Annotated in this window: 15 protein-coding genes and 1 tRNA gene; 4 read left to right on the top strand and 12 right to left on the bottom strand. The window is 77.0% G+C overall.

The features are described from left to right. Window positions 1-168 precede the first annotated feature (168 nt). Both D459_RS0127540 and D459_RS0127535 read left to right on the top strand, forming a co-directional pair. Window positions 169-241, top strand: a tRNA-Pro gene (locus D459_RS0127540). Window position 242: 1 nt separating this feature from the next. Next, on the top strand, window positions 243-2498 hold the full coding sequence (locus tag D459_RS0127535; RefSeq protein WP_017596217.1) for a hypothetical protein: 2256 nt from the start codon (window positions 243-245) through the stop codon (window positions 2496-2498). Between the two features lie 87 nt (window positions 2499-2585). On the opposite strand, the gene D459_RS0127530 is transcribed toward D459_RS0127535, so the two are convergent. Continuing rightward, a complete protein-coding gene (locus D459_RS0127530) occupies window positions 2586-4052 on the bottom strand; it encodes a peptide MFS transporter (RefSeq protein ID WP_017596216.1) in 1467 nt (488 codons plus the stop codon). Window positions 4053-4466: 414 nt separating this feature from the next. On the opposite strand from D459_RS0127530, the gene D459_RS0127525 reads away from it, so the two are divergent. Continuing rightward, window positions 4467-5336: a (2Fe-2S)-binding protein gene (locus tag D459_RS0127525; RefSeq protein WP_017596215.1), complete on the top strand. Its 870-nt coding sequence runs from the start codon at window positions 4467-4469 to the stop codon at window positions 5334-5336. A gap of 90 nt (window positions 5337-5426) precedes the next feature. Here D459_RS0127525 and D459_RS0127520 read toward each other — a convergent pair whose 3' ends face one another. The 6 genes from D459_RS0127520 to D459_RS0127495 form a co-directional block, all read right to left on the bottom strand. Continuing rightward, window positions 5427-6695 carry an MFS transporter gene (locus D459_RS0127520; protein WP_017596214.1) on the bottom strand — a complete coding sequence of 423 codons (1269 nt, stop codon included), beginning with the start codon at window positions 6693-6695 and terminating at the stop codon, window positions 5427-5429. Between the two features lie 591 nt (window positions 6696-7286). Beyond that, entirely contained in the window at window positions 7287-7523 is a 237-nt protein-coding gene (locus tag D459_RS0127515) for a hypothetical protein (RefSeq protein ID WP_017596213.1), read from the bottom strand. Between the two features lie 125 nt (window positions 7524-7648). Continuing rightward, window positions 7649-8080, bottom strand: a complete 432-nt coding sequence (gene panD, locus D459_RS0127510) for an aspartate 1-decarboxylase (protein ID WP_017596212.1) — start codon at window positions 8078-8080, stop codon at window positions 7649-7651. Window positions 8081-8222: 142 nt separating this feature from the next. Continuing rightward, window positions 8223-9038 carry a siderophore-interacting protein gene (locus tag D459_RS0127505; RefSeq protein ID WP_017596211.1) on the bottom strand — a complete coding sequence of 272 codons (816 nt, stop codon included), beginning with the start codon at window positions 9036-9038 and terminating at the stop codon, window positions 8223-8225. Beyond that, window positions 9038-10375, bottom strand: a complete 1338-nt coding sequence (entS, locus tag D459_RS0127500; protein ID WP_017596210.1) for an enterobactin transporter EntS — start codon at window positions 10373-10375, stop codon at window positions 9038-9040. The genes D459_RS0127505 and entS (D459_RS0127500) overlap by 1 nt, the downstream gene beginning before the upstream one ends. Continuing rightward, window positions 10372-10602: an MbtH family protein gene (locus D459_RS0127495; RefSeq protein WP_017596209.1), complete on the bottom strand. Its 231-nt coding sequence runs from the start codon at window positions 10600-10602 to the stop codon at window positions 10372-10374. The genes entS (D459_RS0127500) and D459_RS0127495 overlap by 4 nt, the downstream gene beginning before the upstream one ends. 228 nt (window positions 10603-10830) lie before the next feature. Between D459_RS0127495 and D459_RS0127490 the strand changes: the two genes are divergently transcribed. Then, on the top strand, window positions 10831-11757 hold the full coding sequence (locus D459_RS0127490) for a class I SAM-dependent methyltransferase (RefSeq protein WP_017596208.1): 927 nt from the start codon (window positions 10831-10833) through the stop codon (window positions 11755-11757). 32 nt (window positions 11758-11789) lie between these two features. Here D459_RS0127490 and entS (D459_RS33070) read toward each other — a convergent pair whose 3' ends face one another. The 5 genes from entS (D459_RS33070) to D459_RS33065 form a co-directional block, all read right to left on the bottom strand. Next, window positions 11790-13040: an enterobactin transporter EntS gene (gene entS, locus D459_RS33070; RefSeq protein ID WP_017596207.1), complete on the bottom strand. Its 1251-nt coding sequence runs from the start codon at window positions 13038-13040 to the stop codon at window positions 11790-11792. Continuing rightward, window positions 13037-13672, bottom strand: coding sequence for a GNAT family N-acetyltransferase (locus tag D459_RS0127480; protein ID WP_017596206.1), 636 nt, complete (start codon window positions 13670-13672; stop codon window positions 13037-13039). The genes entS (D459_RS33070) and D459_RS0127480 overlap by 4 nt, the downstream gene beginning before the upstream one ends. Window positions 13673-14142: 470 nt before the next feature. Beyond that, window positions 14143-15117 (bottom strand): ABC transporter substrate-binding protein, encoded by a 975-nt coding sequence (locus tag D459_RS0127475; protein WP_017596205.1) that lies wholly within the window; start codon window positions 15115-15117, stop codon window positions 14143-14145. A gap of 187 nt (window positions 15118-15304) precedes the next feature. Next, the gene (locus tag D459_RS0127470; RefSeq protein ID WP_017596204.1) at window positions 15305-22444 is read right to left on the bottom strand and encodes a non-ribosomal peptide synthetase; all 7140 of its coding nucleotides are present in this window, start codon (window positions 22442-22444) and stop codon (window positions 15305-15307) included. Window positions 22445-22515: 71 nt separating this feature from the next. Next, the coding region (locus D459_RS33065; RefSeq protein WP_152523133.1) for an AMP-binding protein at window positions 22516-25565 on the bottom strand (3050 nt) is incomplete at its 5' end.

Here is a 25565-nt window from a genome sequence, read left to right as displayed (position 1 = left end):
TCACTCCGTGGGGCGCCGCGCCGGACCGACCGGCCGGTCCCCGTCGCTGCCTTCGCCGCCCGCCTGGACCTCCACCCCGTGGGGTGCCGCGGGCGGTCCGCTGTCCGCGGCGCCGCCGGGAAAACCCCTTTCCCCTCCCGGGCTTCCGGCGCTATCGTCGGCGCCTCACGGTGTGTAGCTCAACAGCCAGAGCGCCCGGCTCGGGACCGGGAGGGTGCGGGGGCAGGACCCGCCACACCGGCATGGACGAGATCAACCGCTCCCCTGGGATCGGTCCCGGCTACCCGGCCGGCCGGCTGGCGGAGGCGTTCACCACCGCCCTCACCCACGAGGACCCCCGGGTCCGCTCGGCCGCGGCCGAGCGGGCCGGGGCGTGGCGGCGGGTCGTCGCCGGTATGGCCGACGGGACGCTGGCCATCGGCTCCCGGACCCCGGTGGCGGGGATGCCCGCCTGGGTCACCCCGGAGGTGCTGCACGGCGGCTTCGCCACCGGGCGCCCCGCCGCGGGCGGTCCGCTCCGCCCGCAGGAGGAGGAGCTGGCCGCCCGGCTCGGACTGCCCGCCGACCGGCGCGCCCTCTACGCCCGCCACCTCACCGAGGAGGGCCTCGCCGAGCTCACCGCGCTGCTCGACGGCGGCGACTACGAGCTGGAGCTGCCCGAGCAGGCCGCGCTGCTCTCGGTGGCCTGGCTGGTGCGCGCCGGGGATGTCGCGGCCGCGCTGCGCCTGCTCTCGGTGATCGAGCCGTTCGCGGCGGAGCTGTGCTTCACCCCGCGCCCGGCCCCCGGCCGCCGTCCGCTCGGCGGGGCCGTCTACCGGCGCACCGTCGAGGACGTCCGGGACGACCTGGGGGACCGTGAGGAGAACCCGCGGGTCGCCGCCCAGCGGGAGGCCCTGGCGGTGTGGAACCCGTTCGCCGACCGGGTCCTGGAGCACTGGCTGCGCACCGCCGACGGCGGCGAAGCGGACGTCCGCCGCCCCGAGGGGTGGGCCGAGCGCGGCGCCGGGCTGCTCGCCGAGTACGACCGGCTCGCCGCCGAGCACACCCGGTGCGCCAAGCACCGCCGCCCCAAGGAGAACCTGGCGATCCTGCTCGCCGCGCTGCGCGAGGCGGTGGAGGACGGCAGGGTGGGCGCGCGCCGCCGCGGCCTGCTCCGGCACGCCGTGCGGTCCATGGTGCGCAAGCGCGGCCTGCCCGGCTCCGAGCGGCACGGCGCGCTCCGCGCCGAGCAGGCGGCCCACGCCGCCGCCCCCGCCCACCGGGTGCTCGGCCGGCTGCTGTCCGCGCGGCTGGCGCCGCTGCCGCAGACCACCGGCACCCCGCTCGCCGCGGAGCTGCTCGGCCCCACCACCGCGGAGGAGGCCGATGCCTTCGGGGTGCCCGCGGGCCGGCCGATCCCGCCGAAGCTGCGCGCGATCACCCTGCGCGCCCTGGCCGCGCCGCTGGACGGGCTGGCGGAGGCGGGATTGGTGCCCTCCGCCGAGGTGCTGGCCGGACTGGTGCCGGCGCTGTCCGCGGAGGCCGAGGCCGCGTCCGCCGCCGACCCCGCGCTGGGCCGGCTGGCGGCCGAGAACTACCGGGCCTTCCGCAACCGCCGCTCGCTGCTCCTGCTCGGCCTGGAGCGGCAGGTGCGGGTGGACGAGCTGCCCTGGACCCAGGAGCTGCTGCCGCACCGGACCGGCCGGGAGGCGCGCGGAGCCGCCGCGCGCTCGGTGCTGCTGGAGGCGGGCGGAGCCGCGCTGGCGCTCTTCCCCGGGACCATCGCGCCCAACCCGCTGGTGGCCGAGTTCTCCGCGCTGTCCAGGGCCGCCGGGCTGGACCTGCCGTTCACCGAGGAGCTCGCCGCCGACATCTTCATGGGCGAGTTCTCGCCGAAGTTCCTCCGCGCCGCCGAGATCGCCGCCCTGCTGCTGGACGGCGGGCTGTACGCGAAGTACTACGGGATCGATTACCAGGGGCTGTTCGACCACGGCGGGGACACCGGCCGGGACTCCGTCGGCGTGTCACCGTTCGCCCTGCTGTGCCGGAGGCGCGCAGGGGCGTCGCGGGCGGGCGCGGCCGCCGCCGGCATGGTGATCGAGCAGCAGCAGATCCTCACCACGCACAACCTCGCGGTGCTGGTGTACGCCGGGGTCGGGCCGGGGAGCGACGGGTGGGCCGGGCTCGCCCGGCGCGCCTTCGCGGCGGCCGCGGGCACCGTGGAGCGGCTGCCCCGGCTCTCCGGTCCGCTCGGGCACGTGAAGAACGCCGCGTACGCCTGGCGGCAGGCGGTGTTCTTCCTGGACCGCTGCTCCCCGGGCGAGCGGCGCGAGGCGCTGTCCTGGATGTACGCGCACGCCGGCGGCCTGCCCCGGCACGCTTGGAAGCGGCTCTCCCCGGTGCTGGAGGGGCTGGACGCGGTGCTGGACGGCGGCGACCCGGACCGGGACGGCGGTCCCGGCGCCCGCCGCTTCCTCGGCTGGTCCGACCGCGGGCACTGGATGCTCTCCGGCGGCTGAGCCGGGTCGGCGCCGGACGCGCGAGGGGCGCCCGCCACCCGGCGGGCGCCCCTCGGCGGGCACCGGGCCCCTGGGCGGGGCGGGGGGTCAGGCCGCGACCGCGACCTCGGGGCGCCCCTCCCCCATCAGGCCGCGCAGCCGGCGGACGAAGAAGAGCAGGGCTACGCCGCACACCATGGCCAGCACGCCCAGCAGCAGGAAGTAGCTCCCGCCCAGCGCCGGCTGGAGCCGGCTGACCTGGGCGCCGATCGCGTCGCCGGCGGTGATGGACAGGAAGAACATGCCCATCATCTGGGCCTTGAAGGCCTGCGGGGCGAGCTTGGAGGTCATCGACAGGCCGACCGGGGACAGGCACAGCTCGGCGATGGTCTGCAGCAGGTAGACCCCGACCAGCCAGAGCAGGCTGACCTTCACGGTGCCGCCGTCGGTGGCCGCGGTGGCCCAGCTCATCACGACGAAGGAGAAGCCGCAGAGCAGCAGGGCGACGGCGAACTTGAGGCCGGTGCCGACCCGGTCCCCCAGCTTCGCCCAGACCAGCGCGAACACGCCGGCCAGCACGATGACCATGACCGGGTTGACCGCCTGGGTCCAGCTCGCCGGGACCTCGAAGCCGCCCACGTGCAGGTCGGTGTGGTTCTGCGCGAACAGGGTGAGCGGGCCGGCCGCCTGGTCGAAGATCATCCAGAACACGGCCGAGGCGATGAAGAGCCAGGCGAACGCCTTGAGCTTGGGGCGCTCCTCGGCGGTGACGTCTTCGCGGCGGACCACGAACATGTAGAAGAAGTAGGCGATCGGCACGACCACCGAGAACGCGGTGAGCACGTAGGTGACGTTGTCGATGCTGAGGGTGCCGGTGAACGCGGCGACGACGCCGGCCATCAGGACCGCCGCGACGGCCAGGGCCGCGATGCGCAGCAGGCGGCCGCGCTCCCCCTCGACCAGCGGGCGCGTCGGCAGGTCGCCGGCGCCCTTGAGGTGCCGCTGGCCGAGCACGTACTGCACCAGGCCCAGCCCCATGCCGAGGGCGGCCACCGCGAAGCCGAGGTGCCAGTCGACCCGCTCGCCGAGGTAGCCGACGACGAACAGGCCGATCGCCGAACCGATGTTGATGCCCATGTAGAACAGCGAGTACCCGGCGTCCCGGCGGGCGTCGGTGTCGCCCTGGTAGAGCTCGCCGACCATGGCGGAGATGTTCGGCTTGAGCAGCCCGGTCCCGATGCAGACCAGGGCCAGGCCCAGCCAGACGAAGGCCGAGCCGAGCGGGATCGCCAGCGAGATGTGGCCCAGCATGATGACCACGCCGCCGACCAGCACGGTGCGGCGGAAGCCGAGCAGCCGGTCGGCCACCCAGCCGCCGGGCAGCGCGGTGAAGTAGCTCATCGCCAGGTAGAGGCCGACCACCGCGGTCGCCGTACCCGGATCCAGCCCCATGCCGCCGTCGGTGACGGCCGCCGCCAGGAAGAGCACCAGGATCGCGCGCATCCCGTAGAACGACAGGCGCTCGTTCATCTCGGTCCCGGCAAGGGTGATCAGCCCTTTGGGGTGGTTCCGCATTCGGTCTCGCCTCTCCTCGCCCTGGTTCTCAGGGCACGCGGGCAGCGCGGCGCCAGGGCTGCGCTGGGGTCTCGGCCCCTGGGTCGGGGGCCGGAGGGCGGAGTCGCGACCGTCCGGGGGGTCCGCACCGGTCGGTGGGCGAGGCAGCGCTCCGCGCGGAGCCCCGCTCGTGACGGGGCCGCCGATTCCAACGACGGTACCGCAGCTCACAATTCCGGCTGACCGGATCAGGGGCATAGTGTTGGGGACATCACACCGACACACGGAAAAGCGCGCAGGTCATTGCCGCCGGATTCGCCATTAGGGTAGCCTCAGCTAAGAGGCGGCTGTGAAAGCCGGTGTCCCCGGTGGCCCATCGGGCACCGCTCCGTCCAGCCGCGAACGCACCCCGTCGTCCAGGAAGGGCTCCGCCGCATGGCCATGGCCCCGCACCCGCTCCAGGCGGTGGTCGACGCCTGCACGCCGCTGAAGTTCTCGCCGCTGCCGGACATCCGCACCCCCGAGGTCCGCACCGGCACGGAGCACCCTGCCGGGGAGCAGTGGTACCGAACCGACTTCATGGTGGCCGACGGCGACGTCCCCGTGCTGTTCGACCGGCTCACCGCAGCGCACGGCCCCGGGCACCGGCTGCCCGCCGCCACCGCGTTCCTCCGCGCCGTGCTGCGCGAGCCGATCTTCCTGGTCTCCGCGGGCGTCTACCTGACCGGCCGCGCCCCGCTGCTCGACGCCGAGCACCTCTGGTTCCCCTGGCTCTCCTCGGCCCGCAGGTTCGGCACGCCCACCGTCACCTCCGCGCGGACCGCGGTCCTGGCCGGCGACCCCGCCGCGGCGCACCCCGACGCCCTGCCGGTGGCCGATCGCGGCGAACTGCTCGCCGCGACCGCGCGGCACACGGTCGACACCTTCTCCCCGGTCATCGACGCGGTCCACGCGCACACCCGGGTGGGCCTGCGCACGCTGTGGGGCTGGGTGCTGGACACCGCCCACTTCTACATGCTGAACCCGGCCCGGTTCCTCGGCCACGACGCCGAGGACGCCTGGACCCTGGCCCGGGAGCTGGGCGACGCGCTCATCGAGGCGGGCGCCGTCACCCGCGCCCGCCCGCGCCTCTTCCCGTTCCGCGACGGCCACCCGCGCGGCACCTGGGCGGTCCGCGGCACCTGCTGCTTCGACTACAAGGGCGACCCGGAGCACGGCTTCTGCACCACCTGCCCGCTCAAGTGCGACATCGACCGCAAGGCCGAACTGCAGGAGTGGATCCGCAACCCGGCCCTGGCCCCCTGATCCCCGGGGCCCGCCCCTCCCGATGGCCGTGACGCTGCGGCCCGGTCAGAGCGCTCTGACCGGGCCGCAGCGTCACGGCCATCGCTCCGTTCAGCGGGGGCGGCGGGCCCGGAGGGCGAGCAGGACCACGGGGAGGACGAACAGCGCCGCGAAGGCGTTCAGGCCGCCGAAGCCCAGCCCGGCCAGGACCGCGCCGGAGGCGGCGCCCGCGGCCGCCCCGCCGAGGTTCATCAGCAGGTCGGTGACGCCCTGCGCGCCCGGCCGCTCGTGCGGGGCCAGGGAGTCGGCGAGCAGCGCGGACGAGGAGACCAGGCCGAAGGACCAGCCCAGGCCGAGCAGGACCAGGCCGGTGGTGACCAGGACGGTGCTGTGCCCCGCGGTGCCCGCGACCGCGGCCGCGGCGAGCAGCACGCCCTGCCCGATGAACAGCACCGGGACCCGGCCGATCCGGTCGGAGAGCCAGCCCACCAGCGGCGAGAAGGCGTACATGCCGGCGATGTGCAGGCTGATGGTCAGCCCGATGACGGTGAGCTCCGCGCCGCCGTGCGCCATGTGCACCGGGGTCATGGTCATCACCGCGACCATCACCGTGTGCGAGGCGACCGTGCCGACCAGCGCGAGCAGGGCGCGCGGGTTGCGCGCGATCACCGCGATCGAGGCGCGCGGCGACGCCTTGGCCGGCGCCGCCGGGCCGCCGCCGCCCGTCTCCAGCTCGCGGGCGAGCAGCAGCGGGTCCGGGCGGAGCAGCAGGAAGGTGACCAGGCCCGCCAGGGTGAAGGCGACGGTGGAGAAGAGGAGCGGGCCGAGCAGGTCGAGCAGGCCGAGGCGGGAGGCGACCGCCGCGCCGGGGCCGGTCAGGTTGGGGCCGATGACCGAGCCGATCGTCGTCGCCCACACCACCAGGGAGAGGTCCCGGCCCCGGGTGCGCTCCGCGGCCAGGTCGGCCGCGGCGTGCCGGGCCTGGAGGTTGGTGGCGGTGCCCGACCCGTAGAGGGCCATGCCGGCCAGGAAGACCGGGAAGTACCCGGCCTGCGCCCCGGCGATGGCGACCGCACCGCCCAGCGCGGCGATCATCCAGCCCAGGCCGAGCCCCGGGCGGCGCCCGCGGCGCGCGGCCAGCCCGGCGAGCGGCAGCGAGAACAGCGCCGCACCGAGCGTGATGGTGGTGGTGGCCATCCCGGCCCAGGTCTGCGATCCGGTCAGGTCCTCGGCGATGAGGCCGCCGACCGACAGCGCCGACCCCACCCCGAGACCGCCGATGACCTGCGCGATCACCAGTGCGGTGACGGCCTTGCGCTGGACCCGGACGGGATCGGGCGCCGCCCCGCGGGCCGGTGCCGCCTCCTCCGCCGCGGTCATCTCCGCTTCACCCGGCCCACCGCCGCCTCCCTCGTCCGTTCCGGCCCGGACCCCGCACAGAGGTCCGATGACCCAGCAAGCGTAGTGAGCGCCCCGGGGCCGCTCCTGCCCGGCCCCCACCGGGGCGCCCTCTGAGAAACGCCCCGATTCGCCCGGCTCTTCCCATCGGCGCTCAGCCGCGCGGAAACACCCCGGCTCCTCCGGCTCCCCCGGCTCCCGGGCACGCTCCTGAAAGGCGGACGCGGCCCGGCGTCCGCGCCTTCTCCCGGAAACGGAAGGCCGGCGACCGGTCGGCGACCGTCGGACCGGACACGGCACCGACCGGGTCAGGGAGCGGGCGGACCCCGGCGCCCGCCGTCTCCGTCGCGGTGCTCCGCCGCCCCGGCCGCCGGTGTCCGCACCGCCCTGTCCGCTCGGTCCGCGCGCCGCCCCGCTCCGGCGGCGCGGAGTCGGGGCCTTTCCGCCCCGGTCATGCGGCCGCCGCCCGGGCGGGGGCACCGGGGAGGCGGCTCGGGCCCCGGTCGCGGCCGTCTCTTGCCCGGCACGGGGCGGGGCGGGCGCCCTCGGCGCGGTCCGCCGCCGGGGCGGGGCTCAGCCGCGGTTCCGGTGGCGCCATTGGAGGTAGCCGTGCTCGCGTTCGGCGTGGCGCATCTCCGCGTACAGCGCGTCCGGGTCGGGGGCGGAGACGACCGCGCCGCCGGGCGGGAGGGGCCAGCGGGCGAACGCCCAGTAGCGGCGGGTGTAGCCGCCCCAGAGGACGGTCCACGCGCCCTGCTTCTGCCATTCGATGTGCGCCGCCACGCGGCGCCGGTCCTCGTCGGGTTCCATCGCAGGGACGGCCATACCCGGCGCGGGCGGCGCGCGGCGGCCCGGTGCGGTCCGGTTGTGGACAGCCGGGTCCCCTGGACAGGTCCGCCTCCGGCGCCCCTCGGGCGGGGCGCCGGAGGCGGGGGTCAGACGCGCTCGCGCGGGCGGGCGCCGCCCGCGCCGGAGAGCAGGCCGGAGCCGGGGACCGGCTCGGCCGGGTCGTCGCCCAGCTCCACGATCCGGTTGCCGCCGTCGACGTGCACGATGCTGGGCGTGTGCGTGCGGCGCTCGGCGTCGTCCAGCACCGCGTAGGACATGATGATCACCAGGTGGCCCGGCTGGACCAGGTGGGCCGCGGCGCCGTTGATCCCGATCACTCCGCTGCCCCGCTCGCCGGTGATGGCGTAGGTGGTCAGCCGGCTGCCGTTGTCGATGTCGACGACGTGCACCTGCTCGCCGTCGACGATGTCCGCCGCCTCCATCAGGTCGGCGTCGATGGTGATCGACCCGACGTAGTGCAGGTCGGCCTGGGTCACCGTGGCGCGGTGGATCTTTCCGTTGATGAGGGTGCGCTGCACGATAGCTCGGTCCTCGTTTCGCGGTGTTCGATGTCTACAGGCCTCGGATGAGGTCCCGTGCGCCCACCATGATGGCCTGCGCGCCGCGGTGCGGTGCACGCGGGGGCGGCGCGCGGCGGACCGGCGCCCTGCCCCCGCGCCGTCACTCGTCGCCGTCCTCCTCGTGGTGGTCGTGGTTGACGGTACCCCTCCGCCAGTACCCGTCGACGGTGCAGGTGGAGTTGCGCACGAAGCCGCGCTCCTTGAGGTGGCGGCGGATCGGCTTGAGCATCACCGCCTCCCCCGCGCACCAGGCGTAACCGTCGCCCTCGGGGAGTTCGAAGTCGCGCAGGGCGGCCAGCAGCGCCTCGCCGAGGGGGCGGCCGCCGCGGTGCAGCCAGGTGATGGACGCCCCGGCGGGCGCGTCGATGTAGCGCTCCTCCTCGGCGTCGGCCACCTCGCAGAACGCGAAGACCCGGGCGTCCCGGGGCAGCTCCTCCAGCCTGCGGGCCACGGCGGGCAGCGCGGTCTCGTCCGCGCCGAGCAGGTGGTAGTCGTAGCCGTGGTCGATGTGCACGGTGCCGCGCGGGCCGAGCACGCCGAGCTCGTCGCCGGGGCGGGCGTCCAGGGCCCAGCGGCCGGCCGGCCCGTGGTCGTGCGCGACGAAATCGAGGACGAGCTCCTCGGCGTCCGGGTCGTAGCGGCGCACCGTGTAGTCCCGGTAGGTGAGCGCGGGGTCGCGCAGGTTCCACCGGCCGTCCGGGGAGACCCGCGGCAGGGCCGGGATCCGGCTGCCCTCCTCGGGCAGGAAGACCTTGACGTGGTCGTCGAAGTTGTCGGTGCGGAAGCCCTCCAGGTCGGGCCCGGTCAGCACCACCCGGATCATCCTCGGGGTGACCCTGCCGACATCGCGGACCCGCAGGGTGCGCGGCTTGAGCGGGTACCACTCCAGGTGCGGTTCGGTGACGGCGGCGGCCATCAGGCGTTCTCCTTCTTCTGCTCGGGGGATGCGGCGGCGGCCTGCTCGGCGGGGGCGCGGGGCGGCGGCACGGCCGGCTCCCCGGCGCGCCTGAGGCCGGGGAAGGCCGCGGCCACGGCGGCGGTCAGCGCGACCGCCGCGGCACCCCCGGCCAGCAGCGCCGCGCCGGGTCCGGCGGCGGCCGCCAGGCCGCCCAGCACCAGGCCGCCCAGGGAGCCGCCGACGCTGTTCTGCGCGGTCCAGAGGCTGTTCACCCGCCCGCGCATCGTGTCGGGGGTGCTGGTCTGCAGCAGCGCGAAGCGCAGGATCTCCTCGATGATCTCGGCGAGGCCGAGGGCGGCGAGCGCGACGGCGGCCGCGGCCAGGGCGGTGCTCGCGCCCAGGCCGGCGGTGGCCGCGCCGCAGAGCGCCACCGCGCCGAGCAGCACCGCCCCGCGGCGCCGCAGGCTCCCGGTCCAGCCGCTGGTCAGCGAGGCGGTGACGGCGCCCACCGCGGAGGCGGAGTAGAGCAGCCCCGCGGTCTGCTCGCCGCCGCCGAGCACCCGGTCGGCGATCTCCGGGATGAGCACGTAGGGCGCGGCGAGCAGCAGCTGGACGAAGCCGAGCAGCAGCACCGGGCCGACGATGCGGTCCCGGACCGCGAAGCGCAGGCCGTCGCCGATCGCGGCGAGCGGTGAGCGGGGGGCGTCCGCGCCGCTCTCCGGGCGCATCTCGGGCAGCCGGGCCACCAGGGCCGTGGTCGCCGCGGACGCCACCGCGGTGATCGCATAGACCGCCGGGTACCCCCAGGCGGCGATCAGCGCGCCGCCCGCGGCGGGCGCGGCGATGCCGCCGAGCTTGCCGGTCAGCGCGAGCAGCGCGCCGGCGGCGGGGAGCCGGTCGCGCGGGATCAGGCCGGGCACCGCCGCCTGCAGGGCGACCTGGCTGAAGGTGCCGAGGAAGCCGTTGAGGGCCGCGCAGCCGGCGATGATCCACAGGGTGGCGGGGGTCTCCGGCCACAGCGCGTTGAGGGCGAGCCCGGTGAACGCGACGGTGGCGGCGAGCCGCCCGGTGACGATGAGGGTGCGCCGGGGGTGGCGGTCGGCCAGCACGCCGGCGACCAGGGTTCCGCCCAGCACCGACATCCCGCCCACCGCGCTGACCAGCGCCACCAGCGCGGACGACCCGGTCAGCGAGTAGACCTGCAGGGGGAGCGCCACCAGCGCGAAGCCCAGCCCGAACACCGACAGGGTCCGCGCGGTGAACACGATCCGGAACGGCCTGCTCAGCCGGAGCGGGGAGACGTCGATCGCCGTGCGGCCCAGGGCGCTGCGCAGCCGGGGGCCGCGACCGGTCATGCCCCGGTGGAGGCGCCGGCGCCCTCCATGGCCTCGCGCAGGCTCCGCGGCCGCAGGTCGGTCCAGTTTGCCTCGATGTGCTCCAGGGCCGAGGTCCGGTCGGCGGGCCCGTAGACGGTGGTCCAGCCCTGCGGGACCTCCGCGAACTCCGGCCACAGCGAGTACTGGTCCTCATCGTTGACCAGCACCAGGAAGGTGCCCTCGGGGTCGTCGAAGGGGTTGGTCATCGGTCGCGCTCCTCGCTTCCGTTCCATCCGGCCGTCCGCCTCGGGACGGGGCCCGCCCGGCATGGAGCGGACCCGGGGCGCCCGTCGCGCCCCGGGCCACTTTCCCGCATCATTCGGTATTAGGCAAGCCTTCCCTTAGACCTGCCTGTGTGGCCTTTCCCGCTCCCCGGCCCTGCCGACAGGGAAAACCGGTGGTCCGGCGGGAGCGGCCGCGATTAGCATCCGCCCGTGACCTACGAGAGCCCGCTGGCCTACGCCCTCGCCCTGGAGGGCATCGCTCTCATGCGCGCCTTCACCGGCGAGCACGACCGCGCGTTCACCGAGGCGCGCATCGCCGAGATCCGCCGGCTGCTCGACGGCGGCCCGGCGCCGGAGGAGGCCGTGGAGGTGGCCGAGGCGGACGCCGTCGAGGGGTACCGGATCTGGTCCGCGACCTACGACGGCCCCAATCCGCTGTTCGACCTCGACGCCCCGTTCATCCGCCGGGTCGCCGGCGCGCTGCCGCCCGGGGACGCGCTGGACGCGGCGTGCGGCACCGGCCGCGTCGCCGAGCTGCTGGCCGGGCAGGGGTACCGGGTCACGGGGGTGGACGTCAGCCCGGAGATGCTGGAGGGGGCACGCCGGCGCGTGCCGGGAGCCGGGTTCCGCGTCGGCGACCTGTACCGGCTGCCGGCCGGCGACGGCTCCGCGGACCTGGCCGTCTGCTCGCTCGCCCTGACGCACCTGCCCGACCTGGGCCCGGCGCTGGCCGAATTCGCCCGGGTGCTGCGGCCCGGCGGGCACCTGGTGGTCACCGACGTCCACCCCGAGCGGGTGGCGCGGGGCCTGGTCCCGCCGGTGCGCCTGGCCGATGGGAGCCCCGCCCGCCTGGTCGCGCACCGCCACCGGACCGGGGACTACCTGCGCGCCGCCCTGGCCGCCGGGTTCCATCCGCTGAGCTGCGAGGAGCCCCCGGCCCCGGTTCCGGAGCCCGGCTCCGGCCAGGACGCCGCCGGACCGGGGGCGGCCCCCTGGGAGACCTGGCCGTGGTCGCTGGCCGGGCTGGTCCCCGAGGCCGCGCGGGCCGCCGAGGCGGGGGTGCCCGCCATCCTGCTCTGGCACTTCCGACTGGACTCCGCCGCCGCTTCCGATGATCTTGACGTGGCGGGGGTATGAGGGCGCCCCGTTACCCCCGCACGTCAAGATCATCAGGTGGGCGGGGCCGGGCGGTGCAGGCGGCGCAGGGCGGGGTCGGCCGCGGTGATCGCGGCGACCACGGCGGTGCAGGCGGATCCGGCGGCGAGCAGGGCCGCCGCCGGGCCGAGCAGGCCGGCCAGCGCCCCCATCACGCTCACCCCCAGCGAACCGCCGACCGTGGCCTGGGCCAGCCAGACCCCGCTGACCCGGCCGCGCAGCGCGTCCGGGGTGCGCTCCTGGACCAGGGCGTAGCGCAGGATCTCCTCCACCGCCTGGGCGCAGCCCAGCGCCAGCAGGGCGGCCAGCGCGAACGGCAGGGAAGGGCTGGCGCCGAGCGCCGCCACCGCCGCGCCGCAGCCCGCGACGGCGCCGCAGACCACCGCGCCGGGCCTGGGCACCCGCCCGGTCCAGCCGCTGGTCAGTGAGGCGAGGATCGCCCCGGCCGCCGGGGCGGAGTAGAGCAGCCCGGCCTCTCGGGCGCCCGCCTCCAGCACCCGGTCGGTGAACTCCGGGATCAGCACCAGCGGCAGGGCCAGCACCGCCTGGGTGAAGCCCAGCGCCATCAGCGGTCGCACCAACGGGTCGCGCACCGCGAACCGCAGCCCCGCCGAGGCGGCCCGCAGGCCGCCGCCGCGCTCCCCGCCGTCCGGCCGGGCGGCGGGCAGGAACAGGACCGACGCCGAGGCCGCCGCGGCGACCAGCGCCGTCCCGGCGAACCCCGCCGCGATGCCGGCGGTGGCGATCACCAGCCCGCCCAGCGCCGGCGCGACCACCGCGCCGGCCTGCGCGGTCAGCGCGAACAGGGCGCCCGCCGCGGGCAGCCGGTCCCGGCCGACCAGCGCCGGGACCATCGCCTGCTGGGCGAGCAGCCCGGTGGTGCCGAAGCAGCCGTTGACCGCCGCGCAGAGGTAGATCACCTCCAGCCGCGGGCCGCCCGGCAGCACCGTGTTGAGTGCGAACCCCGACACCACGGCGGTCTCGGCGAGCAGCGCGGCCAGCATCAGGCGGCGCCGGTCCACCCGGTCGGCGAGCAGCCCGCCGCCGAGCGTCCCGGCGAACGAGCTCAGCCCGTTGACCGCGCTGACGCTGGCCACCAGCACCGAGGAGCCGGTCATCGCGTACACCTGCAGCGGCAGCGCCACCATCCGGTATCCGCCGCCGAGCAGCGAGACCAGCCGGACCGCGAACAGGATGCGGAACCCGCCGCCGGCCCGCAGCGGGCTCAGGTCGATGGCCAGGGAGGCGGCCCGGAGCCGCCTCACCGCGCCGCTTCGCCGCCTTCCGGAGCGGCGGCGCGCTCCTTGAAGTAGAGGGCGGCGCGCTTGTGCGGCAGATCGACCTCCCCGCCGAAGCGGAGCCCGGCCCGCTGCGCGGCCTTGCGCACCGCGGCGTTCGCGGTGTCCGGCTCGATCAGCACTCGGGCGCACCGCGGGTCGGCCTCGAACACGGCGCGGGTCAGCGCCTGGAAGATCCGGGTGCCGGTGCCGCGGCCGGTGTCCACCCGGCGGCCGATGGCGATGTGCAGCCCGACGTCGTGCGGTTCGGCCGGGTAGGTGCGGCCGACCACGTCGCGGGCCGCCCGGTACAGCTCGATGTAGGCGATGTCCGCGTCGTCCTCGGAGACGATGAGCGGGCGGGAGAACGTACCGGACGCCTGCCCGGCCAGCTCCTCGGCCCACCGCTCCCGGGACCAGGCCTGGTCGTAGAAGTCCGCGACGTGCGGGCGGTTCATCCAGGCGTGCACGAGCTCCAGGTCCGGTCCTTCGGCGGAGGCGACCCGCACCTCGAACGGCGCCGCCCGGACCGGCACCGGAGGCGGCCCCGCGGCGAACGCCTCGGGGCCCGCATCGATCTCCCTGGGTGAGCGCCAGGGCGCTCGGGTGCTGTCCGGCACCGTCGGTTCACCTCCGTGGTGGTCACTGGCTCGGTACTGCGTTCTCGTACTGCGTTTTCGGCGGCTCCGGCGGAGGCCGGCGCCGGCTCGGCACCGGTCCGGCGGGCACGATCATCGCACCGCCGCCCGGACGCCGCCCGCCTGGGCCGCCCGGCACGGGCGGGCGGGACTCCGGGGAGACCCCCGGGGGCTGGCGGCCGCGCCTGGAACCGGAACCGGTGCCCGGCCCCTTTCCCTCCCGGAGGGCGGGGAGGAGTCCCGCCCGCCCCGGGCCGCCGGAAGCGCTCCGGGGAGCAGGCGGAACCGGGGACCGGGAGACTCCGGGCACCGGCGCCCCGGCCCCGCCCCCCTTTCCCTCCCGGCGGGGAACCCCGCTCCCCCGGGCCGCCGGAAGCGCTCCGGGGAACAGGAGGAGCCGGGGCCGGGGAGCCCCAGGGCGGACGGGCCGCCCGGGGCCGTTCCGGGCGGGGTCAGAGCTTCTCCAGCACGCGCTTCTCCAGTTCGTCGAAGACGAGCATGCCGGTGGTGTAGCTCATCGCGCCCAGCTGCGGCACCGCGAAGACCTTGTCGTCCTTGGCCGGGCCGGTCTCCTTCCAGGGGCCCTGCTCCATGATCTTGCCGATCTCGGCCTCCGGTTCGCCGTCCTCCTCGCGGACCAGGACCGCGTCGTAGCCGTTCAGGATGTCCAGGTCCTCCACGGCGTGGCTCTCGCTGAACGCGCCGTCCTCGGCCTCCTCGCTGAAGCGCAGCCCCGCGTCGGAGGGGATGTTGGGCCCGAAGGACTTCTCGTGCTCCAGCGTCCAGTTGCCGTCGCCGTAGGCGGCCACCGCGGCGAAGTCGGTCTCCTCCAGGACGTCGGCGTACTCCTCGGAGATCTCCGCGGCCCGGCGGTCGTACTTCTCGATCAGCTCCGCGTGGGCGTCGGCGACCCCCGCGGCGTCGGCGACCCGCTCGTTCATCTCCTTCCACTCGGCCGGCTCGTTCATCGCGGCGACCGCGACCGGCGCGATCTTCTCCAGCTCGGAGTAGTCGTACTCCATGGCGGAGGCCAGCCCGGAGACGATCAGGTCCGGTTCGAGCTCGGCGACCTGCTCGATGTTGATCTCCAGGTCGGTCCCGACGTCGGGCAGCTCCTCGACCCGCTCCAGCTCCTCCGGGGTGAGGCTCATGTCCTGGGTGCCCCGGGAGACGCCGACCAGCTCGGCCTCCTCGACCGAGATGAGCGGGGTGACCGCCCAGCCGATCGCGACGATGCGCTTCGGCTCGGCGGGGATCCGCACCTCTTCGTCGGTGTGGTCGCTGGCGAAGGAGCGGGTCTCGCCCTCGGCGCCGGCGTCCGCGCCGCCGCTGCCGCACGCGGCGGCGGCGAAGGCGAGGGCGCACGCCGCGGCGCCGAGGCTCCAGCGGCGCCGCGCGGGCGGGGTGGGGGGAACGTCGATGGACAACGTCTGCTCCGTTCAGAGATCGACTGCGGTCGAGTGAGGCGACCCTATATCCATGTAGGACAGCCTTGCCTTACCAGGCCGGTCCCGCCCTTTCGGCGGCACCGTCGGGCGATGCCTCCGGCCGGGGGCTTCCGGGCGGTCATTCCGGCAGGTCCTGCCGGCCGGTCCTTCCGGCCGATCGTTCCGGTCAGCGGCCCGCCTCCCGCTCCCAGGCGGCCAGCCGGGCGTCCAGCTCGGCGCCGACCGCCTCCAGGCCCGCGCCCTCCAGCATCCGCAGGTGCCCTGCGGCCACCGCGACCTCGGCGACCTCGCCCGGGCCCGCTTCCTTCCAGGCCGCGGCGGCGCCCTCCGGGGCGTCCTCGGCGGTGAGCAGCAGCACCGGGCCGCCGTACCGGGGCGCCCCCGGTTCGGCCGGCCCGGCCAGCAGCTCGGCGGCGAGCCGGTGGTTGGCGGCCGGCGGCCCCTCCTCCGGCCCGTCCCCGGCCGGCGGCCCCTCCTCCGGCCCGCCCCCGGCCGGGGCGCCCTGCAGCGGCGGGTCCAGCAGCGCGACCAGGCCCACCCGGGCGCCCTCCCGCTCCAGCTCCCCGGCCATCGCGTAGGCGAGCGTCCCGCCGAAGGACCAGCCGGCCAGGTGGTAGGGGCCGTCCGGGCGCACCCGCCGGATCCGCCGCACGTAGTGCCGGGCCAGCTCCTCCAGCGAGGCGGGCGGGGCGCCGGTGCCGGTTGCGGCGGCCAGGTCCGGCGACTCCAGGCCGTACAGCGGCCGCTCCTCCCGGATGTGCCGGCGCAGCCCGGCGAAGGCCAGGGCCAGGCCCCCGGAGGGGTGCACGCAGAACAGCGGCGCGGCGGTGCCGCCGGCGCGGAGCGGCACCACGCCGTCGGGGAGCCGCGGCCCCTCCTCCCCCGGTCCGGCCAGGGCGGCCAGGCCGGCCGGGGTGGGGTGGGCGAACAGGTCGGCGATGGACGGGGAGGCCCCGGTCTCCGCGGCGATCCGGGCGCGCAGCCGCACCAGCAGCATGGAGTGGCCGCCGGAGGCGAAGAAGTCGTCGTCCGCCCCGACCTCGGGCACCCCGAGGACCTCGGCGAACAGCGAGCACAGCAGCGCCTCGCGGGTGGTGCGCGGCGGCCGGCCGGGGGCGGCGGCCGCCGCCTCGGGCACCGGGAGCGCGTCCCGGTCCAGCTTCCCGTGCGCGGTCAGCGGCAGCGCACCGATCGCGGTGTAGGCGGCGGGCAGCATGTAGTCCGGCAGCCGCTCGGCCAGGTGCCGGCGGAGCACCGCGGGGTCGGCGGCCTGCTCCCCGGCGCCGGGCGCGGGCACCGTGTAGGCGGCGATCCGCCGGTCCCCCGGGGACGGCTCCCAGGTGTCCACCGCGGCGGCGGCCACCGCCGGGTGCTCCTCCAGGGCGGCGGCGATCTCGCCCAGCTCGATCCGGAAGCCGCGCACCTTCACCTGGTCGTCGGAGCGGCCGATGTAGTCGACCGACCCGTCGGGCAGCCGCCGGACCAGGTCGCCGGTGCGGTACATCCGCTCGCCGGGGGCGCCGAACGGGTCGGCGGTGAACCGCTCCGCGGTGGTGCCGAACCGGCCCAGGTAGCCGCGGGCCACCCCGGCGCCGGCCAGGTAGAGCTCGCCGACCACGCCGGCCGGCACCGGGCGCAGCCGCTCGTCCAGCACGTAGGCGCGGGTGTTGGCGGTGGGCCGGCCGATCACCGGCCGCCCGTTCTCGTCCAGCCGGGCCGAGAGCGCGTCCACGGTGGTCTCGGTGGGCCCGTAGAGGTTGTGCACCGCGGTGCCGGGCAGGTCGCGCAGCCGGTTCCACAGGGTCGGCGGCACCGCCTCCCCGCCGACGCCCATGGTGAGCGGGGCGCCGCGGGAGCCGTCCTCGCCGGGGACGCCCAGGCCCGCGGCGAGCAGCTGGGCGGCGTGCGAGGGCGCCGTCTCGATGAAGTCGATGCGCTCCTCGCGCAGCCGGCGCACCAGCAGCTCGGGGTCGTGCATCTCGTCCTCGGTGACGATGTGCAGGGCGTGCCCGTCGAGTAGCCACAGCTGCGGCTGCCAGGACGCGTCGAACGCGAACGACCAGGAGTGGCCGACGCGCAGCCGGTCCCGCCCGGCGCGGCGCCGGGTGGGCAGGTAGAGCGTCTCCCGGTGCGAGGCGAACAGGTTGGCCACGCTGCGGTGCTGCACCTGGACGCCCTTGGGGCGGCCGGTGGAGCCGGAGGTGTAGATGGTGTAGGCGACGCAGTCGTCGCGCAGCGGGGCGCGGCGATCGGCGTCGGTGGGCGCGGTTGCGGGGCGGCCCGCCCCGGCGGAGCCGTCCAGCACCAGGCGGGGCGGCCCGCCGAGGGCGGCGACCCGCTCCTCCAGCCGCGGGTCGGTGACGACCAGCGCGGGCGCGGCGTCCGCCAGCATCCCGGCGATCCGGTCGTCGGGGTAGGCCGGGTCGATCGGCAGGTAGCCCGCGCCGGACTTGAGCACCGCCAGGATCGCCGCGACGGTGTGCGCGGTGCGCGGCAGCACCAGGGCGACCAGGTCCTCGGGGCCGGCGCCGCGCGCGATGAGCTCGTGCGCGAGCCGGTTGGCGCGGGCGTCGAGCTCGCCGAAGCTCCACTCGTCGGCGCCGCACAGCACCGCGGGGGCGGCCGGGTCCTCGGCGACCCGGCGCTCGAACAGCTCCGGCAGGGTGACCCGCTCGGCGGGGACGTCCGGGCCCTGGGCGGCGGCGGCCAGGGCGCGCCGCTCGTCGGCGCCGAGCAGCGGGATGCGGCCCAGCCGCGTCCCGGGGTCGGCGGCCACCGCCTCCAGCAGCCGCTCCAGCCGGACCAGGATGTTCTCCGCGGTGGCGCGGTCGAACAGGTCGGTGGCGTAGACCAGGGCGCACTCCATGCCGCCCGCGCCGGCGGCGTCGGAGAACTCGAAGGCCAGGTCGAACTTTGCCGCGTCGGCGCGCACCGGGTGCGGGCGGACGCCCAGCCCGGCCATCTCCGGGGGCGTGCGCGGGCCCCGCTGGTAGGCCAGCATCACCTGGAACAGCGGGTGCCGGCTCATCGAGCGGACCGGGTTGAGCAGGTCGACCAGGCGCTCGAAGGGGATGCCGGCGTGCTCGTAGGCGGCCAGGCCGGTGGCGCGGGCCCGGGACAGCAGCTCGGTGAACGCGGGGTCGCCGGAGGTGTCGGTGCGCAGCACCAGGGTGTTGACGAAGAACCCGACGAGGTCGTCCAGCTCGGCGTCGTCCCGGCCGGCCACCGGGGTGCCCAGCGGCACGTCGGTGCCGGCGCCCAGCCGGGTGAGCAGGCCGGCGACCGCGGCCTGCAGCACCATGAAGGTGCTCACCCCGGCGGAGCCGGCCAGCTCGCGCAGCCGGGCGTTGAGCTCGGGGCCCAGCTCGGTGCGGACCGCGTCCCCGGCGCCGCGGGCCACCGCCGGGCGGGGGCGGTCGGTGGGCAGCGGCAGCTCCTCGGGGAGCCCGCGCAGCGCCTCCCGCCAGAAGCCGGCCTGCCGGGACGCCTCGCTGTCCGGGTCGTCCTCGGAGCCGAGCAGCGCCCGCTGGTGCGCGCCGTAGTCGGCGTACTGCACCGGCAGCGGCGCCCAGTCCGGTGCGGAGCCGGCGTGCCGCGCGGTGTAGGCGGCGCCGAGGTCGCGCAGGAGCGGCCGGGCCGACCAGCCGTCGGCGGCGATGTGCTGCACCACGATGAGCAGCACGTGGTCGTCGGGGCCGAGCCGGTACAGCAGGGCGCGCAGCGGCGGCTCGGACTCCAGCCGGAACCCGGTGGCGGCGGCCTCGGCCAGCGCCCCGTCGAGCCCGTCTTCGGCGATGTCGATCACCGGCAGCTCGGGGCGGCCCTGCTCGGGGGCGAGGATGCGCTGGTAGGGCGCGCCGTCCTCGTCGGGGAAGACGGTGCGCAGCGGCTCGTGCCGGTCGGTGAGGTCGCCGAGCGCGGCGCGCAGCGCCGGCACGTCGAGCCGGCCGGTGAGGCGGGCACAGAACGGAATGTTGTAGGTGGCGCTCGGCCCGTCCAGCCGGTACAGGAACCACATCCGCCGCTGGGCGTAGGAGAGCGGGCGCCGCTCCGCCTCCCCGGCCGGGCGGAGCGCGGGGCGGGCCCGATCCGCGCCGAGGCGGCGGACCAGGCGGGCCACGGTGGGCGCGTCGAAGACGGTGCGCAGCGCGACCTCGCGGCCCAGCGCGGAGCGGATCCGCGCGACCAGGCGGCCGGCCAGCAGCGAGTGGCCGCCGAGCGCGAAGAAGTCGTCGTCGATGCCGACCTCGGGCACCCCCAGCACGTCCGCGAAGAGGTCGCAGAGCAGCTGCTCGACCGGGTCGCGGGCGGGGCGGCGGACCGCGAGCGCGGCGAAGTCGGGCCCGGGCAGCGCGGAGCGGTCCACCTTGCCGTTGGGCAGCACCGGCAGCGCCTCCATCGGCACCACCGCCGCGGGCACCATGGCGGCGGGCAGCCGCTCGGCGAGCAGGTCGCGCAGGCGCGCCGGGGAGGCGTCGGCGCCCTCGGCGGGCACCGCGTAGCCGACCAGCGCCGCGGACCCGGAGCCGTCGGTGCGCACCGCCACGGCCGCGGCGGCGACCCCGGGCAGCGCCGCCAGCGCCGCCTCCACCTCCTCCGGTTCGACCCGGAAGCCGCGGATCTTCACCTGGTTGTCGGTGCGGCCGAGGAACTCCAGCTCCCCGTCGCCGTTCCAGCGGACCAGGTCGCCGGTGCGGTACATGCGCGCCCCGGGCGGGCCGTCCGGGTCGGCGGTGAACCGCGCCGCGGTGAGGCCGGGCCGGTTCAGGTAGCCGCGGGCCAGTACGGCGGCCCGCCCCGGGTCGGCCTCGGCCAGGTACAGCTCGCCGGGGACGCCGGGCGGGACCGGGCGCAGGCCGCGGTCGAGGACGCGGGCGCGCACCCCGGGGTCGGGGCGGCCGATGGGCACCCGCTCGCCGGGGCGGGGGCCGCAGGCGCCGATGGTGGCGTTGACGATGCCTTCGGTGGGGCCGTAGCAGTTGAACATCGGCCCGCGGGCGGCGAACCGGCGGACCAGGGCGGGCGGCACCGCCTCGGTGCCGGCCAGCACCGTCATGCCGGCGGGCAGCTCGACGTCCTCGGGCAGCGCGGAGAGCAGCGCCGGCGGCAGGGCGGCGTGGGTGACGCCCTGCTCGTGCAGGAAGTCGGCGAGCGGCGGGGCGGGCACCCGGAGCTCGTCGGGGACCACCACCAGGCGGCCTCCGCCGAGCAGGCCGATGCACATCTCCCAGAACGCGACGTCGAACCCGGGCGAGCCGAACTGGGAGATGCGCGCGCCCTCGGCGGCGCCGATCCGGTCCCGGGCGGTGGCGGCCAGCTTGGCTATGCCGGCGTGCGGGACGACGACTCCTTTCGGCGTCCCGGTGGAGCCGGAGGTGTAGATGACGTAGGCGGCGGAGTCCGGGGTGAGCGGGGCGGTCCGGTCCGCGTCGGTCGGCGCGTCGGCGCGGGCGGCGGCCGCCTCGGCGGCGTCCCGGCCGTCCGGGACGAGCAGCGGGGCACCGGTGAGGCCGGCGATCCGCTCGGCCAGCCCGTCGGAGGCGAGGGCGCACACCGGGTCGGCGTCGGCGAGCATCACCGCGATCCGCTCGTCGGGGTGGGCCGGGTCCAGGGCGAGGTAGGCGGCACCGGACTTGAGCACCGCCACCAGGGCGATGATGAGTTCCGGGGAGCGCGGCAGCGCCACCGCGACGGTGCGCTCCGGGCCGGCGCCGCGGGCGATGAGGGCGTGCGCCAGCCGGTTGGCGCGCTCCTCCACCTCGGCGGCGGTGTAGGCGGCGCCCTTGCCGGTGAGGGCGGTGGCGCCGGGGTCGGCGGCGACCCGGCGCTCGAACAGCTCGGGGAAGGTGGCCGGGGGCACGTCCACCGGGCCGCCGGACTCGGTACGGGCGAGCTCCTCCCGTTCGCCGGGGCCGCCCAGGGCGAGCGCGGAGACGGGGGCGTCCGGGTCGGCGGTGATCGCGTCGAGCAGCCCGGTCAGCCAGCCGGCGGCGCGTCGGGCGAACCCGGCGGGCACCCGGTCGGGGCGGTGGCCCAGCTTGAGCCGGAGCCCGCCGCCGGGGGCGCCGCCGGGCACTGCCGCGGCGGACAGCGGGTAGTGGGTGGCGTCGGCGGAGCCGCGCACCCGCGCCGCCAGGCCCGGCACGCCCTCGGCCGGGTCGGCGCCCTCCAGCGGGTAGTTCTCGAACACCAGCAGGGTGTCGAACAGGTCGGCGGCGCCGGCCGCGCTCTGGATGTCGGCGAGGCCGAGGTGGACGTGGTCCAGGAGGCGGGCCTGCTCGTCGCGGATCCGGGTGAGCAGGCCGGCGGCGCTCTCCCCGCGGCGCAGCGCCACCCGCACCGGGACGGTGTTGATGAACAGGCCGATCATCGACTCGGCGCCGTGCAGCTCGGCGGGGCGGCCGGACACGGTGGTGCCGAACACCACGTCGCCGGTGTCGAGCAGCCGGGCCAGCAGCAGCCCCCAGGCCGCCTGCAGCACCGTGTTGGGGGTGACGCCGCGCTCCCGGGCGACCCGCTCGATCCGGCCGCTCAGCTCGGCGGGGAGGTCCACCACGACGCCCTGCGGGTCGGCCTCGGGCGCGGCGCCGCCCGCCCCGGCCCGCGCCGGGGAAGAGCGCGGGCCGGGGCCGTCCGGGCCGTCCCCGGGGAGCGGCCCGGACGGCCCGGACGGTTCGGCCGGGACCGCCTCGGCCAGGCGGGTGGGTCCGGGCAGGTCGCGCAGTGCTTCGCGCCAGGCCTGCTCGGCGGCGGGGCGGTCCCGGGCGCTCAGCCAGGCCAGGTAGTGCCGGTAGGGGGCGGGGCGGGGCGGCCGGTCGGGCCCGTCCGCCGCGTAGATCCGGAACAGGTCGCGCACCAGCAGCGGCAGCGACCAGCCGTCGAGCAGGATGTGGTGGTGGGTGACGGCCAGCACGTGCCGGTCCGGGGCGGTGCGGACGAGCACGAACCGGATCGCCGGGGGCCGGGCCAGGTCGAAGCGGGCGGCCCGCTCCGCTTCGAGCAGGGCGTCCAGTTCGCCGCCGGAGGCCTCGGCCTCCCGCCAGGCGGCCGGGACCGAGCGGCCGATCAGGGCGGCCGGCTGGCCGTTCTTCCGGCGGCGGAAGGCCGCCCGCAGCTGGGGGTGGCGCTGGAGCAGCCCGTCGGCGGCGCGGCGCAGCCGGGCCGCGTCGAGGGGGCCGTCCAGTTCGAGGGCGACCTGGACGTTGTAGGCGTCGGCCGCGCCCCCGCCGAGTCCGCTGTGGAAGAGCAGCCCCTCCTGGAGGGGCGTCAGCGGGAGGATGTCCTCCAGTCCGGATGCGCTGCTCACGTGGGTTCGCCTTTCTGGACGTCCTGGGTCGGTTGCGGCGGGGGTGCGGGGCGGCGGGGCGCCCTCTCCGGTCAGAGGTCCCATTCCGCCTCGAATTCGTCGATCTCGTCCTGCGCGAGCCCGCCGAAGGTCAGGTCGGAGGGGGTGCGGCCGCCGGCGGTGGGGTCGTCGGCGTGCGCGGCCGCGCCGGCGAGCTGGTCCAGCCAGCCCCGGGCGAGGGCGCCCGCCTCGGCGTCGGTGAACAGCCGGCCGGGCCAGGCCCAGGTCGCGGTGAGCACCGGCCCGCCGGGGCCGTCGTGGACCGCGGCCACCACCTCGAACGGGTAGGCCACCGGGGCCTGCGGGTCGGTGCCGGGCGGCAGCGAACCGGTCTCCGGGGCGGCCCCCCACTCCTCGCCCTCCGCGGCGGCGGTGATCCGGCCGAGGTGGTTGAAGAGCAGCACCGGGGCGGCGCCGGCGGCGAGCCCGGGCTCGCCCGGGCGGCCGCCCGCCGGGTAGCGGAGCAGGCCGTGGCCGGTTCCGCCGCCGGGGACCGCGCGCAGCCGCTCCTTGACCCGCTTGAGGGCGTCGCCGGCGTCGCTCCGGCCGGCCCGGGCGCGGGCCGGGTCGAGCCCGGCGGTGTCCAGCCGCACCGGGTGCACGGCGGTGAACCAGCCGACGGTGCCGGTCGGGTCGACCCCGGGGGCGCCGTCCTGGTCGCGGCCGTGCCGCTCCATGTCGATCAGGAGCGGGGCGCCGGGGTCGGCGCCGCGCCCGGACCGCCACTCGGCGAAGGCCAGCGCGAGCGCGCTCAGCAGCACGTCGTCGACGGCCGCGTTGAACAGGGCGGGCACCCGGCCGAGCAGCGCGCCGGTGGTCTCCGGGTCGAGCCGGACGGTGGTGCGGCGCAGCGTCGCCGCGGTGTCGCGGTCCGGGTCGGGGGCGGGTTCGCAGGCGGGGACGGGGGCGACGGCCTCCAGCCAGTGCGGCAGTTCGGCGGAGCGGTCCCGCCCGGCCTGGGTGCGCGCCCACCGCTCGAAGGTGGCCGGCGCCGCGGGGAGCGAGACCGGGCCGGGGGCCGCGGCGGCCTTCCACGCGGCCGCCAGGTCGCCGCGGAGGATGTGCCAGGACACCCCGTCGACGACCAGGTGGTGCGCGGTGAGGACGAGCCGCCCGGGGGCGGCCCCCCGGTCCAGCAGGACGGCCCGGAGCATGGCCCCGCCCTCGGGGTCGAGTTCTCCCTGGGCGTGTCCGGCGGCCTCGGCGGCGGCGCGGGCCAGCGCCTCCCCGTCCAGTCCGCGCGCGTCCCTGCTGCTCAGCACGTCCGCGGCGCGGACCGCCCCGGGGTCGGCGACGACCAGCCTCGGCCCGTCCCCGGCCGCGCCCGCGGCGCCGCCCCTGTCGGCGCCGCCTTCCGGGAGGACCAGGCGGGAGCGGAGCATCGGGTGCGCGTCCAGCACCGCCTGCAGGGTGCGCTCCAGGCGCCCGGGGCCGGCGGCCGCGGGGGTGTGCACGACCATGGACTGGCTGAACCGGGCGAACGGTCCGCCGCGTTCCAGCATCCAGTGCATGACCGGGGTGAACGGCACCGTTCCGGTGTCCTCGGCGTCCGGTCCGGCGGGGGTTTCGGAGACCTCGGAGGCCACCGCGGCCAGGCCGGCCGGGGTCTGCTCGGTGAACACGTCGGCGGGGGTGAGCTCCAGGCCGGCGGCGCGGGCCCGGCCGACCAGGCGGATCGCCTGGATGCTGTCGCCGCCCAGGGCGAAGAAGCCGTCGTCGGCGGAGACCGGCCCCGCCCCGAGGACCTCGGCGAAGAGGCCGCAGAGCAGCTCCTCCGCCGGCCCTTCGGCGGCCCGGCCGGGGCGCTCCCCGGCGGCGGGGCCGGCGGGTTCGGGCAGCGCGCGGCGGTCCAGCTTGCCGTTGGGGGTGAGCGGGAACTCGGGGAGGACGAGGATCTCGGCGGGGACCATGTGGTCCGGCAGCCGCTCGGCCAGGCCCCGGCGCAGCTCGCCGGGGTCGGGGGCGGCCCCGGCGCGCGGCACCGCGTAGCCGGTGATCCGCGGGGAGCCGGAGGCTCCGCCGTGCACGGCGGCGACGGCGCCGCCCACCCCGGGCAGCCGGCCCAGGGCGTCCTCGATCTCGCCGAGTTCGATTCGCAGGCCGCGGATCTTGACCTGGAAGTCGGTGCGGCCGAGGAACTCGATCGGGCCGGGCAGGCCGTCCGGCCCGGCCTTGCCCCATCGGACCAGGTCGCCGGTGCGGTACATCCGCTCGCCCGGTTCACCGAACGGGCAGGCCACGAACCGGTCGGCGGACAGGTCGGGGCGGCCGGCGTAGCCGCGGGCCAGCTGCGCCCCGGCCAGGTAGAGCTCGCCCGGGACGCCCGGCGGGACCGGCCGCAGCGCCCCGTCCAGCACGTAGACCCGGGTGTTCCACACCGGCGCCCCGATCGGCACCGAGCCACCGGCACCGGAGGAGGCGGGAGAAAGGGGAGAGAGGACCTCTCCCGCCCTGCCGACCGCACCGGTGGAAAGGACACCGGCGCTCTCCCGGCCATGGACGCCTCCGTCCGCATCGGCGGCCTCGCCGTGTGCCGTCTCGCCGGTCGGCGAGCCCGGCCCGCTGGAAGCGGTGGGCCGGAGGACGGCGGCCGCGCTCGGATCGGTGTTCCCCGTGTTCTCCGAGTCGCGGACGTCTCCGACTGTGCCGGCGGCGGCGCCCTGTGCCGCGATGGCAGGCGGCCGGAGTGCATCGAAGCAGGTGACGTCCACGGCGGCCTCGGTCGGGCCGTACAGGTTGTGCAGGCCCACGCCCGGCAGCACCTCGGCGAACCGCTCCGCCGCATCGGCGCCCAGCGCCTCCCCGGAGGCGAACACCCGGCGCAGCGACGGCGGGACCGGGGCGGCGGCGACCGCGGGGTCCTCCAGGAAGGCGCGGAGCATGGACGGTACGAAGTGCACCGTGCTCACGTCCTGTTCGGCGATGAGCCGGGCCAGGCGGGCGGGGTCGCGGTGCGCCCCCGGCTCGGCGACGACCAGCCCCGCACCGACCGCGAACGGCCAGAAGAACTCCCACACCGACACATCGAACGACGCCGGCGTCTTCTGCAGCACCCGATCGGCGGCGGTCAGACCGTAGGCGT

The sequence above is a fragment of the Nocardiopsis potens DSM 45234 genome (genome assembly GCF_000341105.1).
Taxonomy (GTDB): Bacteria; Actinomycetota; Actinomycetes; order Streptosporangiales; family Streptosporangiaceae; genus Nocardiopsis_A; species Nocardiopsis_A potens.
Note: the sequence above shows the minus strand (reverse complement) of the source record. Positions and strands in the feature narration are given on the sequence as shown.

Bases quoted from the DNA above. Each gene is read 5' to 3' on its own strand.
- entS (WP_017596210.1), bottom strand. From the start codon at position 10,375: ATGACCGGTCGCGGCCCCCGGCTGCGCAGCGCCCTGGGCCGCACGGCG.
- D459_RS0127520 (WP_017596214.1), bottom strand. From the start codon at position 6,695: ATGACCGCGGCGGAGGAGGCGGCACCGGCCCGCGGGGCGGCGCCCGAT.
- D459_RS0127525 (WP_017596215.1), top strand. From the start codon at position 4,467: ATGGCCATGGCCCCGCACCCGCTCCAGGCGGTGGTCGACGCCTGCACG.
- D459_RS0127505 (WP_017596211.1), bottom strand. From the start codon at position 9,038: ATGGCCGCCGCCGTCACCGAACCGCACCTGGAGTGGTACCCGCTCAAG.
- D459_RS0127495 (WP_017596209.1), bottom strand. From the start codon at position 10,602: ATGACCAACCCCTTCGACGACCCCGAGGGCACCTTCCTGGTGCTGGTC.
- D459_RS0127535 (WP_017596217.1), top strand. From the start codon at position 243: ATGGACGAGATCAACCGCTCCCCTGGGATCGGTCCCGGCTACCCGGCC.
- D459_RS0127530 (WP_017596216.1), bottom strand. From the start codon at position 4,052: ATGCGGAACCACCCCAAAGGGCTGATCACCCTTGCCGGGACCGAGATG.
- D459_RS0127515 (WP_017596213.1), bottom strand. From the start codon at position 7,523: ATGGAACCCGACGAGGACCGGCGCCGCGTGGCGGCGCACATCGAATGG.